This window comes from Candidatus Nitrotoga sp. AM1P (assembly GCF_013168275.1).
In the GTDB taxonomy this organism is placed as follows: Bacteria; Pseudomonadota; Gammaproteobacteria; order Burkholderiales; family Gallionellaceae; genus Nitrotoga.
This window is the reverse complement of sequence record NZ_AP019547.1, coordinates 764,723-780,953: the sequence shown is the minus strand read 5'-3', so window position 1 is coordinate 780,953 and position 16,231 is coordinate 764,723. Positions and strand designations below refer to the sequence as shown.

The following is a 16,231-nucleotide window of genomic DNA, read 5'->3' as shown; positions in this document are numbered from 1 at the left end:
TTATTAATCCGGCATGAATTGAACTTGACTGCCGTTCGTGCTGAGCTTGTCGAAGCATAAAAAGCCATTCACATTTCGACAAGCTCAATGCGAACGGCTTCTTGGATAAACTGTGCCGGATCAATAATATTGTTGTGATGCTCAAGTAAAGTACTTGTTATTGAAGTTCACGCAACCGAAAGTTTTGCTCAGATTCGCGCCAATCGATAATGGCATTTTTGCCGGCTGACGGAAAATCAGTGATCACAGCTTCCCGCCTTAGGCCATGAATAAACTCACCTGCCGGAACCACAACGGTAAAACGCGTTGGCTCGCCGATCGCGACGCCCTTCACAAAAAGCTGAAGTGTGTGCTCGCCCGCACCTAAAAGATTGAAATTAAGCAGCTGGCTAAAGCCCGCGTTTCCATGGCCACAGACCGATACTACGTCGCCCCTCGCAGATTCGCCTCCAACGCGTACACGCTCCCCACCATCAATACTGATTTCAACACGATCCGCTACACATGCCCAACCTGAGATGAGTCCCACCCCGCTCTGAGCGCTTCCTGGTGAAGGGTTTTCGATCACTGCTTTTCCAGCTTGCTCCAAGGTCAGTACAGTAAATTCTCTTGTGAGGGTTGTCGTGTTCATCGATAGATCTAAATTATCCCCCGGTTCTCCTTCGGCGGAAAATTTGTACACACCTGGACCAAAATTTCCCAGGAAAATGCTTTGGACGACTGGCCCTTCACTACTTCCTGCAAATCCACAAATAGGCGAAAAACCATAGCGGACTTTTTTGACAGAAACATTGAATCCATCAACAGTAACCGATGGAGAGCCGAGAATTTTTTGCTCATCAAGCTCGGGGATGCTTGTGTAGCATGAAACACGATATACCGTCGCGACAACCCCGGCACGTGAGAAATCGTTGCTGAACTGGCCAACGCCTGGTTCTGTTGTAATGCTCACAGGATATTTAGGGTATATTTCTATGTTGGGTTTATCACGATGACCGAGGCTTTGCGCATTTGCATCAACGGTAATCCAAGCTGCGAGAAGTACTACCGCTAAAAAAAATCGGTTATGTAGTTTAGTTTCCATATATTTCGACCTCTCTCCAGGCGAGCCACGAACTGCCCGTTGTATCAGATGATATTCGGACGTAACGCCCCTGAACCGTACCGTTATCAGGAAATTTTCGCGCTATGGGCGCTTTATTGTCGGTAAGCTCATTGATGGATACCAGTAGCGTTGTCGGAGAGGGTGTATTTCCAACATAAACGTTATGGGTTGTTAAGCCGGTTAAACTTTGTTCGGGCGACATTCGAATTGCGCGAATTGTCTTGATGGATCCTAAATCAAATTCAATCCAACCAATTGGCGAGCCAGCGTTCCAAGATGCTGTAGTCGCATATTTTCCGTCTTGGGTCGCAGATGGAAAGGTTCCCGAAAGCGTAGAACTTGCTGTACTACCAACGGGTGTCAGCCGATTGGGTGTCGTATAGGCTGGCACTTTGTTGAGCTGGGGCATTTTGATTGCGATTCCGCTTAAATCAGCATATAGCCATCCTGCGTCGGGGTAGCCAGAAAGTCGCGAACGTAGATGATATTCCCGTTGTACTGGGGTTGCGTTAGTGCTGCCAAACCGAGCTGCTAATCCAGCGACAAACGGAGCGGCCATCGATGTGCCAGATAAATACCCCGTGCCCCAGCTTATTGACGTACCTAAATTATTCGGCCAACTCGAAAGTATGTTGTTTGATGGTGCCCACATTTCAACGCACGAGCCATAATTACTCCCGGATTCCCATCCGCCTGTATATGGAGAAGACGCATTACTCTGACTAAAAGGATACTGCTGTGCACCTGCGGTATTCAATCCACCAACTACAACGATGCCATCAACCGGATTTGCGCTCAAGGTAGAAGAGTTGTTATAGGTAGTGGCAAATGATTGATTGCACGCATCTACCTTTAAATTTCCAGCGGATTGAATGAACAATACACGATTGCTTGCACTTCTAATCGCACGACCGCCCTCATTCGTGTGCGCCCATATTTTGTCGATTCCATTATGCGAAATTGACATGTTAGCGATACCGTACACATTGTTTTGCTCGGCGTGCGCGAATACCCAATCAATAGCGGAATAAAGTGTGGACGAAATATTGCCTGAATGGACACTGATAATCGCTTGATTGGGATTTACACCTCGTGTGTAAACGTTATTAATTCTCGCACCAATAATTCCAGAAACATGCGTCGCGTGATACGGAGTCACTGCGGATGCCCCGGTATTTGCGTTGTAGGAGTTAACGGGTGCAATCGTTAAATTGAGATCGGGATGATTTAAAGCCCCTCCGTCTATGACATACATTGTCGTCGAAGAAGTCATGGTGTCGTTTGTTTCGATTGCGGTTTTTCCCCATGAGATTGTTTCACTTCCACTCAAGATATCAGACCAAGGTGGCGCACTAGCGAAATCGAGCCCTTCGTAAACAGGAATCAGTTTTTCAACACGTGGATCAATTCGAATTCGATCAACTAGCTTCGGTGTCAACGCTGCCACAACGCTCGAAAAAATGTACGAGGTCATATTGATCGCATTGAAACCGTACTCTTTTTCCAGTAGTTTTACGAGTTTCCTGGCTTTGGGAAGATGCCAGCCTTTGACGTCTTTCGCATTCTCGATACTTAACGCATCACGTGCAGGTGCTTCGTCACGCGCATCTGTATCCTCTACTGAGGCTTCATCGAGCATGATGATAAATACAGGGTTGCCGAGGCTATCTACAACGGGTTGCTTGTTTATTTTTTCTTGGTCGTCTGATGTTATTCCACTAGATAGTTCAGTGGCAGGTTGTTCTTGTGCATAAACAGGGTTAACGGTAAGTGCAGAAAATACAGCAATCGTGGTAAGTTTTGAAAGTTTTAGCATTGTTCCACCTTGTAGTTAGAAAGTTTACCCGGCAAAGCCGGGGCTTTATTGGTGAACCGTTTAAAGCGGTTTAATGGGGCTCCTGACGTGGCCCCTGCTCTTGTATGACTACTTTTCGGTGGGATGCATCGCTGGATCGACTTCTCATCTCAACCTACGGTAGTTTCAATGTATGTAGGAATCCTAATATAGTCAAGCTAATGTTTTAGTTTCATAATATTCACATAAAAACATAATGTTATTATTTAGAGAACATTGTCAACAGTTGAATGCTGGAGAACGTGCGACGATTATGCTGATAAAGCAAGCAGGAAGTGGACTCAGGAAAATTGGGCGATGCTTGCGGGGCGTGTCGCCAGGCGCTTCGTTAAACTGTCAGGGATATCATGGCCGATAATGGCATATAGCATTTAGTTAATTTCCTTCTCTTCCTGCACGTATTTCGACAGCGCTATTGCTTGTAGCAGTACGAATACTAGCATCATTCCAGTGGTGCCAAAAAGTTTGAAATTAACCCATGCATCTGTAGAAAAATTAAATGCAACATATAAATTTACAACACCGAGCAGAACAAAGAATAAACTCCAGCCCAAGTTGACTTGGTTCCATACTTTAGTTGGAAGGGTAATTTTTTCCTTCAGTAACGTACGCATCAGATTCTTTTTTAAGATTAGATTGGAACCCAACAGTATGATGGCAAACACCCAATATAGAATGGTGGGTTTAAATTTGATAAAGGTTTCATCGTGAAGAATGAGTGTTGCGCCACCGAATACGGCAATGATGGCAAAACTTACCCATAGCATGGTATCTACCTTGCCGTGCCGCCATTTAACCCATCCAATTTGGGCGATAGTGGCAACAATCGCAGCCCCTGTGGCAACATAAACGTTGAACACTTTGAATGCGATAAAGAACAGGATAACGGGGAATAGGTCAAATAATAATTTCATGGCGATCGGTTATGCAGGGAAATTTATTCTCGGTCTAGGGTTAGTGCTGCGGAGTTGATGCAGTAGCGCAGTCCTGTCGGTTTCGGGCCATCTTCGAATACATGACCAAGATGGGCATCACAGCGACTACACAGAACTTCCGTGCGCGCCATATCGTGACTGTCATCTTGTTCCACAGTGATGCTGTCAGGCTGGTGCGCCTGCCAGAAACTGGGCCAACCGCTGCCCGATTCATATTTCACATTTGAATCGAATAGTGCGTTACCACAGCACACACAGCGATACAGTCCGCTGTCATGGCAATCCCAATAGGTGCCAGTAAATGCGGGTTCAGTGCCGCACTGGCGGCATATTTTGTACTGTTCGGGGGTAAGTTCGTTGCGCCAGATGGCGTCAGGTTTTTGAAATTTTTCGCTCATTAGACTATCTCGAAAATAGGTAGTCTGACAAATCGTCTCCCGAGCTTTTCATGTGAGTGTAAGGGAGGTGGAAGGGTTGAAATTAAGATAACGGTGACTGCTACTCACAGTACCTCTCCGGCATGGTCGGCTAGACGTGAACGTTCTCCTCTTTGCAAGGTTACATGTCCGCTGTGTTGCCAGCCCTTGAAACGGTCTACCACATAAGTCAGCCCGGAACTGCCTTCGGTCAAATATGGTGTATCAATCTGTGCGATGTTGCCCATGCATACTACCTTGGTACCCGGGCCAGCGCGGGTGATCAGCGTTTTCATCTGCTTGGGTGTGAGGTTCTGGGCTTCATCAATGATCAGATATTTATTCAAAAAAGTGCGTCCACGCATGAAGTTAAGGGATTTGATCTTGATGCGCGAACGGATCAGATCGCGCGTGGCAGCTCGCCCCCATTCTCCGCTTTCGTCGTTGGGCTTGTTGAGCACATCCAAATTGTCATCCAGCGCGCCCATCCAGGGCGACATTTTTTCTTCCTCGGTACCTGGTAAAAAACCGATGTCTTCACCAACCGGCACGGTGACGCGGGTCATGATGATTTCTGAATACAATTTATGTTCCAGCATCTGCACCAACCCCGCGGCGAGTGTTAGCAGGGTCTTGCCGGTACCAGCTTGACCGAGCAGAGTAACAAAATCAATCTCTGGGTTCATCAGCAGATTGAGCACAAAACTCTGTTCGCGATTACGTGCAGTAATACCCCAGATGGCATTTTTGGTGTGAGTATAGTCAGTCAACGTGCGCAACATGGCAGTGTTGTCATTCTGTTCTGTGACTACTGCATAGAAAGGATGACCGCCATTTTCTTGATAAACAAATTGATTTAACAGCATGTCCCGGCATAACGGCCCCTGGATATGGTAAAAAGTGTGCTCACCTTGCGGCCCGGATTTCATGTCCTTGCCGTGTTTATCCCAAAAATCCTGCGGTAATGCCAGTACGCCGCTGTAAAGTAGATCGGTATCTTCCAGTACCTTGTCATTAAAATAGTCCTGCGCATCCAGTCCCAGCGCACGCGCTTTAATGCGCATGTTGATATCCTTGCTGACCAAGATCACGGAACGCTTGGGTTGCTGCTTGTGGAGGAACATTACTACCCCGAGGATAGCGTTGTCAGCTTTGCCGATTGCCATATTGGCAGGCAATTCGTTGGTAATGAACTGGGTTTGCAAAAACAGACGACCAGTAGCACTCTTGTTGTTTGGCGTTTGTAGCGGTACGCCGGCATCAATGTTATGAGTGCTCTCACTGATCAAAGAGTCGAGGAACCGGCTGGCCTGTCGCGCATTACGTGCGACCTCAGTCATGCCCTTTTTATTGTTGTCCAGCTCTTCCAGCACGAATATCGGTAAGTAAACGTCATGTTCCTCAAAACGGAACAGGCTGGTTGGATCGTGCATCAGTACATTGGTATCCAGCACGAATAATTTGGTAGCATGATTTTCAGCCACTATTTTGCGAGGGGGCATGATGCTCCTTATGTGGTTAGAGATTGCACGAATTGCAATACTTCTTGAGCGTGACCGTCGGCTTTAACACCGCGCCATTCGCCACGCAATATGCCATCTCGGTCGAGCACGAAAGTGCTGCGTTCAATGCCCCGCACTTGTTTGCCATACAAATTCTTCAGCTTGATTACGCCAAACTGTTCACATACAGTTTCTTCTGAATCGGCAAGTAGAGCGAACGGCAGATTGAATTTAGCTTTGAATTTTTCATGTGACTCTATGCTGTCACGTGAAATGCCAACCACCTCACAATCAGCTTTTTTAAAATCGACATACAGATCGCGAAATTGTTGGCTTTCAGTAGTACATCCCGGGGTGTTGTCCTTGGGGTAGAAATAAATCACTAGCGATTTGCCACGTGCGGCAAAGAGTTTGAACGTCACTCCACCTGTGGCGGGTATTACGAAATCGGCAATAGTTTGATCAAGCATCTAGGTAATCTCCTGAAGTAGGAGATGTCATTGTTGATAAAATTCTCATACAAGGCAAGCGTCTCATGGGCTAATACGTGAAAAGCTTTTTCGTTCCGCGTATTGCAAGGTTAAGTCTTAATCCTAAATTTAGGATGGCCCTCTGCATTATTATAAACTGCATTCATGAGGGAGTCCGATGAATTCGATGCATGTATTCGAAAGTCTGATGTGATGGTCTTGAGCATTCTGTGGCATCTTCGAGTTATGGGTTCAGTTTTATTAAGGGGCTTGTGTTTGAGTTGATTGGGTGCTTAGGTTACAATGCGCGCCCTGCTTATTTGGCAAGTTTAAGTAGCAGGAAATTCACACACTCGTTCATGTTGGGGTGCCTGCAAGGGTCGATTTGACGAGTGGAAGACTTTAACCCTTAACACATGGAGTAATTATGGCTGTAATTATGCGTCAAATGCTGGAAGCGGGCGTCCATTTTGGACATCAAACTCGTTATTGGAATCCCAAGATGGCTCCTTTTATTTTCGGCCATCGCAACAAAATTCATATTATCAATCTAGAAAAAACCGTTGTTATGTATAACGACGCGTTGAAGTTTGTGCGCAAAATTGCTGCCAATAAGGGCACGATATTGTTTGTTGCGACTAAGCGCCAAGCGCGTGAAATTATTAAAGAAGAGGCGCTTCGTTGTGGCAGCCCTTTTGTTGATCATCGCTGGCTGGGCGGTATGCTCACTAATTTCAAGACGGTACAGCAATCCGTCAAGCGTTTGCATGAGCTGGAAGCTATGATGCTGGATAGCGCAGCCATGGAAAAAATTTCCAAGAAGGAAGGTCTGATGATGCAGCGCGAGTTGGAAAAGCTGGATCGCAGCCTCGGTGGCATCAAGAATATGCAGAATTTGCCTACCGCGATTTTTGTGATCGATGTTGGTTACCAAAAAGGTGCCATTGTAGAAGCACAGAAACTGAATATTCCGGTGATTGGCGTGGTAGACACCAACCATACCCCACTGGGTGTTGATTATGTTATCCCGGGCAACGACGATTCCAGTCAGGCGATACGCCTGTATGCGCGCGGAATGGCTGATGCAGTGCTGGAAGGGCGCGAACAGGCGCTTAACGAGATTGTGGCACAAGTCGAAGATCAGGCGGCGTAAGCTTTATTCGTTTGGCTAAAAGGGGCGAGAGCCCCTTTTTTTAGGTTATGTTTTCAAGGAGTGGGAAATGGCGGAAATTACCGCAGGCATGGTAAAAGATTTACGTGAAGCGACGGGTCTCGGCATGATGGATTGCAAGAAGGCGCTAGTTGAAACGAATGGCGACTTCAAGGCAGCTGAAGAATTTTTACGCATTAAGAGTGGTGCCAAGGCTAGTAAGGCAGCTTCGCGTATAGCAGCTGAGGGTTTGGTGAGTGCTTTTATCAGTGCTGATGGTAAAGTTGGTGCGCTGGTGGAAGTGAACTGCGAAACTGATTTTATGGCAAAGAATGATGCCTTTATGGCATTTTCGAGTAATGTGGCGCAAGCCATTGCACAAAACAATCCAAGTGATTCTGAGACTTTGTCCTCAGTTGTTTTGGCGGGTGGTGACAGTGTGGAAGACGCGCGCAAATCACTAATCATGAAGTTGGGCGAGAATGTCAGTGTGCGACGTTTCGTGCGCTATAGCACAACGGGTAAAGTGGTGGCTTATTTGCACGGCAGCAAAATCGGTGTGCTTTTAGATATCAGCGGTGGTGACGATGCATTGGGCAAAGATTTGGCGATGCACATCGCTGCGAGCAAGCCGATATGTGTTTCCAAAGAGCAAGTCTCTCAAGAGTTGCTTGATACTGAACGCAAGGTATACACCGCACAAGCCGCAGAAAGCGGAAAGCCGGCCAATATTATTGAAAAGATGGTGGATGGACGTATTGCCAAGTATTTGGCCGAAGTTACTCTGCTGGGCCAACCTTTCGTGAAGGATCCCGATATTTTGGTAGAAAAGTTATTGTCCACTCATAACGTGAAGGTCAATGCGTTCCAGATGTTCGTGGTGGGGGAGGGTATAGAAAAGGTTGTAGTGGATTACGCTGCCGAAGTTGCTGCCGCTGCAAAGGTGTAAGCCAATGCCAACTGCTCCAGCATACAAGCGCATCCTGCTCAAACTTTCCGGGGAAGCCCTGATGGGCGATGATAGCTACGGAATTAATCGTGCTGTGATTGAGCGCATCGTTAGTGAAATTGGCGAGGTGGTTGAGCTGGGTGTACAGGTGGCGGTGGTGATCGGTGGCGGTAATATCTTCCGCGGAGTTGCGCCTGCCGCTGCTGGGATGGATCGCGCCACCGCCGATTATATGGGAATGTTGGCTACCGTTATGAACGCCATGGCCTTGCAGGATGCTATGAAACGCTTCGGTTTGGATTGTCGGGTGCAGTCGGCCCTCAACCTGGAACAAGTGGCTGAACCATTTATACGAGGCAAGGCATTACGCTACCTGGAGGATGGCAAAGTGGTGATATTTGCTGCCGGGACTGGTAATCCATTCTTCACCACCGATACCGCGGCCGCCTTACGCGGCGTGGAAATGGATGCGGAAGTTGTCGTTAAAGCGACCAAGGTAGACGGGGTATATACCGCTGATCCGAAACTTGATCCCGCCGCTATTCGCTATCAAAAATTGAGTTTTGATGAAGCGATTAATAAAAACCTTAAGGTAATGGATGCCACTGCACTGACCTTGTGCCGTGACCAGAGCTTGCCGATTATTGTATTCAGCATCTTCAAACATGACGCGCTGAAGCGCGTAGTGATGGGGCAGGATGAAGGGACGCTGGTACATTGTAACTGATGGAGGATGAATGTAATGATTTCTGATATCAAAAAAAATGCTGAACAGAAGATGAATAAGACGCTGGAAACGCTCAAAGTGGATTTCGGTAAGATTCGTACTGGTAGGGCACACACTGGTATTCTGGATCATGTGACCGTAGATTATTATGGCAGTCCCACGTTGATTAACCAAGTTGCTAATGTGACTTTGATTGATGCGCGCACTATCGGGGTACAAACGTGGGAAAAAAATATGATTGCAGCAGTGGAAAAAGCGATACGCGACGCTGATCTGGGGCTGAATCCGGCGACCAATGGGGATTTAATCCGCGTCCCCATGCCGATGTTGACCGAAGAGCGTCGCCGTGACTTGATCAAGGTAGTGCGTAGTGAGTCGGAGAACGCTAAGGTGGCTATACGCAATGTACGTCGCGATGCCAACGAGCATCTTAAAAAGTTATTCAAGAATAAGGAAATAGGTGAAGATGATGAGCGCCGTGGGCAGGATGAGGTGCAAAAACTGACAGACCATTTCGTAGTAGAAATAGACAAATTACTGCAAATAAAAGAAATTGACCTGATGGCAGTTTAACTGCACTACATATGGAGTGGTATACCATAAAAAAGCGAGCATATTGCTTGCTTGTGCTATCAAAATGGTCACTGTCCTCGCGAGATTTCTTTAGAGGTTCTTGATGGCGTTATTTCAAAATCCCACTCGCACCGTCCCAGTTATACCTCAAGTGCCACGTCATATTGCCATCATCATGGATGGTAATGGTCGCTGGGCAAAGCAGCGCTATTTGCCACGTATTGCCGGGCATCAACGAGGTGTGGAGACGGTACGCGAGATCGTGAAAGCCTGCCGCGAACTGGGAGTCGAATATCTGACTCTGTTTGCCTTCAGTAGCGAGAACTGGCGTCGCCCTGCAGACGAAGTTACCTTTCTGATGCAGTTATTCCTGAAAATGCTTGAGCGTGAAGTATTCAAGTTGCACGAGAATAATATTCGACTAAAAATCATAGGTGATCGTAGTCGTTTCGATGCCAAGCTTAATCAATGCATTTTAGACGCGGAACAATTGACTACAGGCAATGCTAGCTTAACGCTTACGGTTGCGGCTGACTACGGTGGACGCTGGGATATTATGCAAGCCACGCAAAAGATGCTGCAAGCGCGCCCTGATCTGGTTGGCGGTTTTAATGAAGAAGACCTGGAAGCATACCTTTCCATGCACTATGCGCCCAAGCCAGATTTATTTATCCGTACTGGAGGTGAACAACGCATCAGCAATTTTTTGTTATGGCAACTGGCTTATACCGAGTTATATTTCACCGATACACTGTGGCCGGCCTTCGATGGCGAAGCATTGAAATTGGCTATCCAGTCCTACTATGCACGGGAGCGTCGCTTCGGCCGAACGAGTGAACAAGTTCGGAGCGGGCGAATGCAGGATGGGGAAATTAATGCTTAAACAGCGTGTGATTACAGCCGTCATCCTACTCGTATTATTCCTGTTAGCGCTGTTTTTATTGCCCACTTTGGGGTGGGCTGCGCTGGTGATTATCATGGTGATGCAAGCTTCATTGGAATGGGCGCGCTTATCCCAGCTGTCCAGAAAAACGATTAGTGTTTATTTGTGGCTGACTCTGGCTGTGATGCTTGGTATCGTTTGGCTTAATACGCAATATCCCGGACAGTTTGAATCATTACATATGCTGATATACGGTATGTCGGCGCTGCTATGGTTAATTATGGTGCCACTTTGGCTTAAAGCTCGTTGGCACGTGCGTCAACCGCTGTTGATGATGTTAACTGGTTGGGTACTATTGATTCCGACTGGCTTGGCGATGATGGACTTGCGTATACAAAATCCCTGGTGGCTATTGGGGGTGATTGGGCTAGTCTGGGTGGCAGACATCGCTGCTTATTTCAGCGGACGAAAATTTGGTAAGAACAAGCTTGCGCCCAATATTAGTCCCGGTAAGACTTGGGAAGGCGTATTCGGCGCACTCCTCGGAGTTACCGCGTATGTGTTGCTTATTGTTTGGACAAGCGACCTTGCTACAAATTACCAAGCGCTGCTCGGTATGTTAATCGTGTCCTGGGGGTGGGTGGGACTGGCAGTGATCGGTGATTTGTTTGAGTCGGCTATTAAACGTCAAGCTGGGGTTAAGGACAGCGGCACATTGCTTCCCGGCCATGGTGGCCTATTGGATCGCATTGATGCGCTGACTTCAACTTTGCCATTGGCTGCAATGGTGATTCTGCTCCAAAGGGTGGCATGAAAAGCATAAGCCATCTCACCATACTGGGTTCCACGGGCAGCATAGGGACCAGTACATTGGATGTCGTAGCGCGTCACCCTGAACGCTATCGCATCATGGCACTCACTGCACAATGCCAAGATAATATTCTGTTTGAGCAATGCATTCGTTTCGCGCCGCGCTATGCTGTGTTGTTAGACGAGGCAGCAGCCATGCGTCTGGCGCAGCGTATCACCGTCGCTGGTGTGGATGTGGAAGTTTTATGGGGTGCCGCAGCGCTGGAGCGGGTTGCATCATTGCCGGAGGTGGATACGGTAATGGCTGCTATTGTCGGTGCAGCAGGGTTGCGTCCTACGCTGGCTGCTGCACGTGCAGGCAAGAAAATTCTGCTGGCGAACAAGGAAGCACTGGTAATGGCGGGACGAATATTTATGGATTTGGTGCATAAACATGGCGCTACTCTGTTGCCCATTGATAGTGAGCATAACGCCATTTTCCAGGCTTTGCCCCATGATTATTCCCGTCATCACACGGATAGTTTAGCTGCCAGCGGGATCAGTAAAATTCTGCTCACCGCATCTGGCGGTCCTTTTCTCAACACTACTTTATCTGCATTAAAACACGTCACGCCGGAGCAAGCGTGTGCGCACCCTAATTGGATAATGGGACGCAAGATTTCGGTTGATTCCGCTACCATGATAAACAAGGGGCTGGAAGTCATTGAGGCACACTGGTTGTTTAACGCGCCAGCCGATGCGATTCAGGTCGTGGTACATCCGCAAAGTATTATTCATTCGCTGGTGCAATATGTGGACGGTTCGGTACTCGCGCAGCTGGGCAATCCGGACATGCGCATCCCGATCGCATATGCGTTGGCCTACCCGGAACGCATTGAAACGGGTGTTGAACCGTTGGATCTGCTTAAGATAGCGACTCTCGATTTTGTTGCGCCGGACTTTATTCGTTTCCCAGGCTTGACTCTGGCCTATCAAGCTTTGCGCGCCGGCGGCACAGCACCTGCCGTGCTCAATGCGGCCAATGAAGTAGCCGTGGTCGCATTCCTAAACAAACAGATTCCTTTCCTTGCCATTCCACGTTTGATAGAAGATGTACTCGCTGATTTGCCGGTAACCACGGTTAACACGCTGGAGGATGTGTTAAGTGCGGATGCCGCTGCACGCATAGTAGCAAATGAATTATTAATAAAAAGTATGATTTGTTTTTCATGATCACACTACTGGCTTTCATTACCGCTATAGCAATACTTGTAGTGATCCATGAAATGGGGCACTACTGGGTAGCACGAATGTGTGGAGTGAAAGTGTTGCGTTTTTCAGTTGGTTTTGGCAAGACAATTTACACCAAACGCTTTGCAAGTAGCGAAACAGATTGGGTGATCTCCGCCATTCCCTTAGGCGGCTATGTCAAGATGCTGGATGAGCGTGAAGGTAAAGTGGCAGCGCATGAGCTGCATCTTGCATTTAATCGTAAACCTGTGCTGCAGCGTATAGCTATCGTGGTGGCGGGGCCGGTGGCTAATCTACTGCTGGCTATTTTATTATTCTGGGCATTATTTATCTATGGCGTGCCGAGTCTTAAACCTGTGCTGGGCAAAGTATTACCGAACACACCTGCAGCAACAGCATCCTTGCAAGCGCAGGAAACCATCGTCAGCATTAATGAGCAAGCCATTCCGAGTTGGGAACAAGTAAGTTGGGTATTATTGGATCTCACTCTGCAAGGTACTACTGAAGCACGCATAGAAATGCGTACTGTACAAGGAGAAATAGTCCGGCATGTGCTCGATCTGAAAGCGCTCACTCCGGATGATATGGATGAGAACTTTTTACACTCTCTCGGTTTACAACCGTATCAGCCGTTGGTGCGCCCCGTCATCGGAAAATTGGTAGAAGGTGGGGTTGCTCAACGTGCAGGGCTACTCCCAAATGATAAAATTCTGCGAGTAAATAGTCAGAGTATCGAAGATTGGAAAGACTTGGTGGAGGTAGTGCGTGGTCATCCGGGACAGCTACTGAAATTGGAAATTGAACGAAGCGGCACGCTACGGGTTCTTAATCTCACACCTGAAGCAACCAGCGAAGCGAACATAACGGTAGGCAAGATTGGAGTTGCTCCGCACATAGACCGGCGTGAGTTTGACGCATTGTTGACTACAGTGCGTTATGCGCCGCTTGCAGCATTCGGGCATGCCGTACGCAAAACCTGGGAAATTTCCAAGGTGAGTTTGAAATCGTTGGGTAAAATGGTCATAGGCGAAATGTCGCTGAAAAATCTGAGCGGGCCAATTACCATTGCTGATTATGCTGGACAGTCAGCACAGATGGGTATGGTCGCATACCTGAATTTCCTGGCACTGATCAGTATTAGCCTCGGAGTGTTGAATTTGCTGCCTATCCCCTTATTAGATGGCGGGCATTTGCTGTATTATATGGCCGAGTTAATTAAAGGCAGTCCGATGTCCGAGGAGGCTTGGGGGGCAGGGCAGAAAATTGGCATTGTGCTGCTCGTTACCTTGATGGTTCTCGCGTTGTTTAACGACTTTAGCCGCGTATTTTAGGTTGAAATAATACATGAAATTGAAAAATCTAGCGGGGCTTATCCCGCTGTTATATGCCGCGTCCGCTATAGCTATCGAACCTTTCGTGGTTAAAGATATTCGTGTAGAAGGGATACAGCGTACTGAGGCAGGCACTGTGTTCAGCTATTTACCGGTCAAGGTTGGTGACAAGCTGGATGATGAACATGCTGCTGCGGCAATCCGTGCATTGTTTGCCACTGGTTTTTTCAAGGATGTGCGCCTTGAAATGCAACAGGGCGTGTTAATTGTCCTGGTGCGCGAACGTCCATCCATCGCCAGCATTGAAATTAATGGGGTGAAGGACTTCCCTAAAGATACGCTGCGCGACAATCTTAAGTCGGTGGGGCTGGCGGATGGTCGTATTTTCGATAAGTCTGCCTTGGATAAAGCGGAACAAGAGCTCAAGCGCCAGTATGTAGCGCGCGGCAAATATGGGGTGAAATTCAGCACCACTGTCACCGAGTTAGAACGCAACCGTGTCGCTATCATCTTTAATGTGGTAGAGGGTGAAACTTCTAAAATCAGGCAAATTAATATTATCGGTAACCAGGCTTTTAACGAAAAAAAATTGAAGGATTTGATGCAGCTTGGTACACCAAACTGGATAAGCTGGTTTACCAAAAATGATCAATATTCCAAGCAAAAACTATCAGCTGATTTAGAAACTTTGCGTTCACTTTATCTTGACGCGGGCTATCTGGAGTTTTCCATAGACTCTACCCAAGTTTCTATCACACCGGACAAGGAACACATTTATATCACCATTAATATTAGCGAAGGCGCCAAGTACAAAGTTTCCGAGGTTAAAGTATCTGGACCTGAAAATATCTTACCGCATGTGGAAACGCGTAAACTGATTAAAATACAAGCAGGTGATGTGTTTTCTCGCAAGGAATTGACCGATTCCACCAAAAAAATAGGCGATCGCCTTGGTGAGGATGGTTATGCTTTCGCTAATGTTAATGCGGTACCGGATGTAGATAAAGAAAAACATCAAGTAGGGTTTACTTTTGTCGTTGACCCTGGTGCTCGAGCCTACGTACGACATATCGACATTACAGGTAACACTAAAACTCGTGACCTTGTGATTCGGCGCGAATTTCGTCAGATGGAGAGTGCATGGTATTCCGCGTCTAAAATTAAGACATCCAAACAAAAAATCGATCGCTTGGACTTCTTTAGTGAAGTAAATATTGAGACTCTCCCGGTGCCTGGTACAAATGACCAGCTAGATGTTAGTCTGGCTGTTAAGGAAAAATCCACTGGAGATTTTTCGGTCGGTGCCGGGATATCCAGTAACGTTGGAGTGGTGTTTACTGGTTCTGTCACTCAGCGAAATTTGTTTGGTACCGGTAATAGTTTATCTACCCAGATTAATACCAGTAAGATTAATCAAGTGTATTCGGTCACTTATACTAACCCCTATTACACTGATAATGGCGTAAGTAGAGGATTCGATTTATATAAACGCAACGTGAATTCCACTTATACGGCAATTAGCCCATACCTTTCTGCAACCATTGGTGGAGGAGTACGTTTTGGTGTACCAATCAGCGACTTTGAGAATACACATTTTGGTTTATCGGCAGAAAAGACTGAACTGACACTTACCGACAGAAGTTCGTTACAAATGAAAGAGTACGTTAAAATCTTTGGACCTTCGACAAGTAACCTGTTGAGTTCGGTGGGTTGGAGCCATGATAGCCGTGATAGTGCTATTTACACTACGGCGGGGACAGTGCAGCGTGCTTTTGTGGAAGTAGCTCTACCGGTTTCTGATCAGCGGTTTTACAAACTTACTTATCAGCATCAGTGGTTCTATCCGATAAGTCAAAAATTTACTCTCATGCTGAATGGCGAAGTGGGCGGTGCGGAAGGTTATGGCGACAAGCCAGTGCCATTCTTCAAGAATTTTTATGCGGGTGGGCCCGGTTCAGTGCGTGGTTTTAAGCCATTTTCCATTGGGCCGCGAGACATTAACAATAATTCCTTGGGTGGCACCAGACGTATAGTTGGAAATGCTGAATTACTATTCCCCATGCCTGGAATGAATAAGGAAAGATCCGTGCGCTTGAGTGCTTTTATAGACGCTGGAGCGGTGTTTGGCTTAGGTCTTACAGGATCTGACAGCTTGCGTTATTCTACGGGTATCGCCGTTACTTGGGTATCACCAGTTGGTCCACTTAAAGTTAGTATAGGCGTGCCTCTAAACAAGCAATTTGGCGACAAGTTACAGCAATTCCAGTTCACACTGGGTTCATTATTTTAAATTAG

15 protein-coding genes are annotated in these 16,231 nt (G+C 47.1%); 9 read left to right on the top strand and 6 right to left on the bottom strand.

All coding sequences use genetic code 11. The annotated features are described in order from the left end of the window. Positions 1–157: 157 nt before the first annotated feature. The 6 genes from W01_RS03520 to W01_RS03495 form a co-directional block, all read right to left on the bottom strand. Positions 158–1,084 (bottom strand): hypothetical protein, encoded by a 927-nt coding sequence (locus W01_RS03520; RefSeq protein WP_173052224.1) that lies wholly within the window; start codon positions 1,082–1,084, stop codon positions 158–160. Beyond that, the gene (locus W01_RS03515) at positions 1,074–2,921 is read right to left on the bottom strand and encodes a S8 family serine peptidase (protein WP_173052223.1); all 1,848 of its coding nucleotides are present in this window, start codon (positions 2,919–2,921) and stop codon (positions 1,074–1,076) included. The genes W01_RS03520 and W01_RS03515 overlap by 11 nt, the downstream gene beginning before the upstream one ends. 410 nt (positions 2,922–3,331) lie before the next feature. Next, the gene (locus W01_RS03510) at positions 3,332–3,874 is read right to left on the bottom strand and encodes a septation protein A (protein ID WP_173052222.1); all 543 of its coding nucleotides are present in this window, start codon (positions 3,872–3,874) and stop codon (positions 3,332–3,334) included. Positions 3,875–3,897: 23 nt separating this feature from the next. Further along, entirely contained in the window at positions 3,898–4,293 is a 396-nt protein-coding gene (gene msrB, locus W01_RS03505) for a peptide-methionine (R)-S-oxide reductase MsrB (RefSeq protein WP_173052221.1), read from the bottom strand. 104 nt (positions 4,294–4,397) lie between these two features. Continuing rightward, positions 4,398–5,813 (bottom strand): PhoH family protein, encoded by a 1,416-nt coding sequence (locus tag W01_RS03500; protein WP_173052220.1) that lies wholly within the window; start codon positions 5,811–5,813, stop codon positions 4,398–4,400. Positions 5,814–5,821: 8 nt separating this feature from the next. After that, entirely contained in the window at positions 5,822–6,283 is a 462-nt protein-coding gene (locus W01_RS03495; protein ID WP_173052219.1) for a peroxiredoxin, read from the bottom strand. Positions 6,284–6,710: 427 nt separating this feature from the next. Here W01_RS03495 and rpsB point away from each other — a divergent pair, with 427 nt between their 5' ends. The 9 genes from rpsB to bamA all read left to right on the top strand — a co-directional run bounded on the left by rpsB (position 6,711) and on the right by bamA (position 16,226). Next, positions 6,711–7,436: a 30S ribosomal protein S2 gene (gene rpsB / locus W01_RS03490; RefSeq protein ID WP_173052218.1), complete on the top strand. Its 726-nt coding sequence runs from the start codon at positions 6,711–6,713 to the stop codon at positions 7,434–7,436. A gap of 67 nt (positions 7,437–7,503) precedes the next feature. Next, positions 7,504–8,382, top strand: coding sequence for a translation elongation factor Ts (tsf, locus tag W01_RS03485; protein ID WP_173052217.1), 879 nt, complete (start codon positions 7,504–7,506; stop codon positions 8,380–8,382). 4 nt (positions 8,383–8,386) lie between these two features. Beyond that, the gene (pyrH, locus tag W01_RS03480; RefSeq protein WP_173052216.1) at positions 8,387–9,109 is read left to right on the top strand and encodes a UMP kinase; all 723 of its coding nucleotides are present in this window, start codon (positions 8,387–8,389) and stop codon (positions 9,107–9,109) included. A gap of 15 nt (positions 9,110–9,124) precedes the next feature. Next, a complete protein-coding gene (gene frr, locus W01_RS03475) occupies positions 9,125–9,682 on the top strand; it encodes a ribosome recycling factor (protein ID WP_173052215.1) in 558 nt (185 codons plus the stop codon). A gap of 103 nt (positions 9,683–9,785) precedes the next feature. Further along, a complete protein-coding gene (gene uppS / locus W01_RS03470) occupies positions 9,786–10,565 on the top strand; it encodes a polyprenyl diphosphate synthase (protein ID WP_173052214.1) in 780 nt (259 codons plus the stop codon). After that, positions 10,558–11,379, top strand: coding sequence for a phosphatidate cytidylyltransferase (locus tag W01_RS03465; protein WP_173052213.1), 822 nt, complete (start codon positions 10,558–10,560; stop codon positions 11,377–11,379). Before uppS ends, W01_RS03465 begins: the two co-directional genes overlap by 8 nt. Beyond that, positions 11,376–12,587, top strand: coding sequence for a 1-deoxy-D-xylulose-5-phosphate reductoisomerase (ispC, locus tag W01_RS03460; protein ID WP_173052212.1), 1,212 nt, complete (start codon positions 11,376–11,378; stop codon positions 12,585–12,587). The genes W01_RS03465 and ispC overlap by 4 nt, the downstream gene beginning before the upstream one ends. Continuing rightward, positions 12,584–13,936, top strand: a complete 1,353-nt coding sequence (gene rseP, locus W01_RS03455; protein ID WP_173052211.1) for an RIP metalloprotease RseP — start codon at positions 12,584–12,586, stop codon at positions 13,934–13,936. Before ispC ends, rseP begins: the two co-directional genes overlap by 4 nt. A gap of 13 nt (positions 13,937–13,949) precedes the next feature. Beyond that, positions 13,950–16,226: an outer membrane protein assembly factor BamA gene (gene bamA, locus W01_RS03450; RefSeq protein WP_173052210.1), complete on the top strand. Its 2,277-nt coding sequence runs from the start codon at positions 13,950–13,952 to the stop codon at positions 16,224–16,226. The last annotated feature ends 5 nt before the right edge of the window (positions 16,227–16,231 follow it).

Excerpts from the sequence above, each read along its gene's own strand:
- uppS (WP_173052214.1), top strand. The coding sequence starts at position 9,786 with ATGGCGTTATTTCAAAATCCCACTCGCACCGTCCCAGTTATACCTCAA.
- rseP (WP_173052211.1), top strand. The coding sequence starts at position 12,584 with ATGATCACACTACTGGCTTTCATTACCGCTATAGCAATACTTGTAGTG.
- W01_RS03500 (WP_173052220.1), bottom strand. The coding sequence starts at position 5,813 with ATGCCCCCTCGCAAAATAGTGGCTGAAAATCATGCTACCAAATTATTC.
- frr (WP_173052215.1), top strand. The coding sequence starts at position 9,125 with ATGATTTCTGATATCAAAAAAAATGCTGAACAGAAGATGAATAAGACG.
- ispC (WP_173052212.1), top strand. The coding sequence starts at position 11,376 with ATGAAAAGCATAAGCCATCTCACCATACTGGGTTCCACGGGCAGCATA.
- W01_RS03515 (WP_173052223.1), bottom strand. The coding sequence starts at position 2,921 with ATGCTAAAACTTTCAAAACTTACCACGATTGCTGTATTTTCTGCACTT.
- tsf (WP_173052217.1), top strand. The coding sequence starts at position 7,504 with ATGGCGGAAATTACCGCAGGCATGGTAAAAGATTTACGTGAAGCGACG.
- W01_RS03465 (WP_173052213.1), top strand. The coding sequence starts at position 10,558 with ATGCTTAAACAGCGTGTGATTACAGCCGTCATCCTACTCGTATTATTC.
- pyrH (WP_173052216.1), top strand. The coding sequence starts at position 8,387 with ATGCCAACTGCTCCAGCATACAAGCGCATCCTGCTCAAACTTTCCGGG.
- bamA (WP_173052210.1), top strand. The coding sequence starts at position 13,950 with ATGAAATTGAAAAATCTAGCGGGGCTTATCCCGCTGTTATATGCCGCG.
- W01_RS03510 (WP_173052222.1), bottom strand. The coding sequence starts at position 3,874 with ATGAAATTATTATTTGACCTATTCCCCGTTATCCTGTTCTTTATCGCA.
- rpsB (WP_173052218.1), top strand. The coding sequence starts at position 6,711 with ATGGCTGTAATTATGCGTCAAATGCTGGAAGCGGGCGTCCATTTTGGA.
- W01_RS03495 (WP_173052219.1), bottom strand. The coding sequence starts at position 6,283 with ATGCTTGATCAAACTATTGCCGATTTCGTAATACCCGCCACAGGTGGA.
- W01_RS03520 (WP_173052224.1), bottom strand. The coding sequence starts at position 1,084 with ATGGAAACTAAACTACATAACCGATTTTTTTTAGCGGTAGTACTTCTC.
- msrB (WP_173052221.1), bottom strand. The coding sequence starts at position 4,293 with ATGAGCGAAAAATTTCAAAAACCTGACGCCATCTGGCGCAACGAACTT.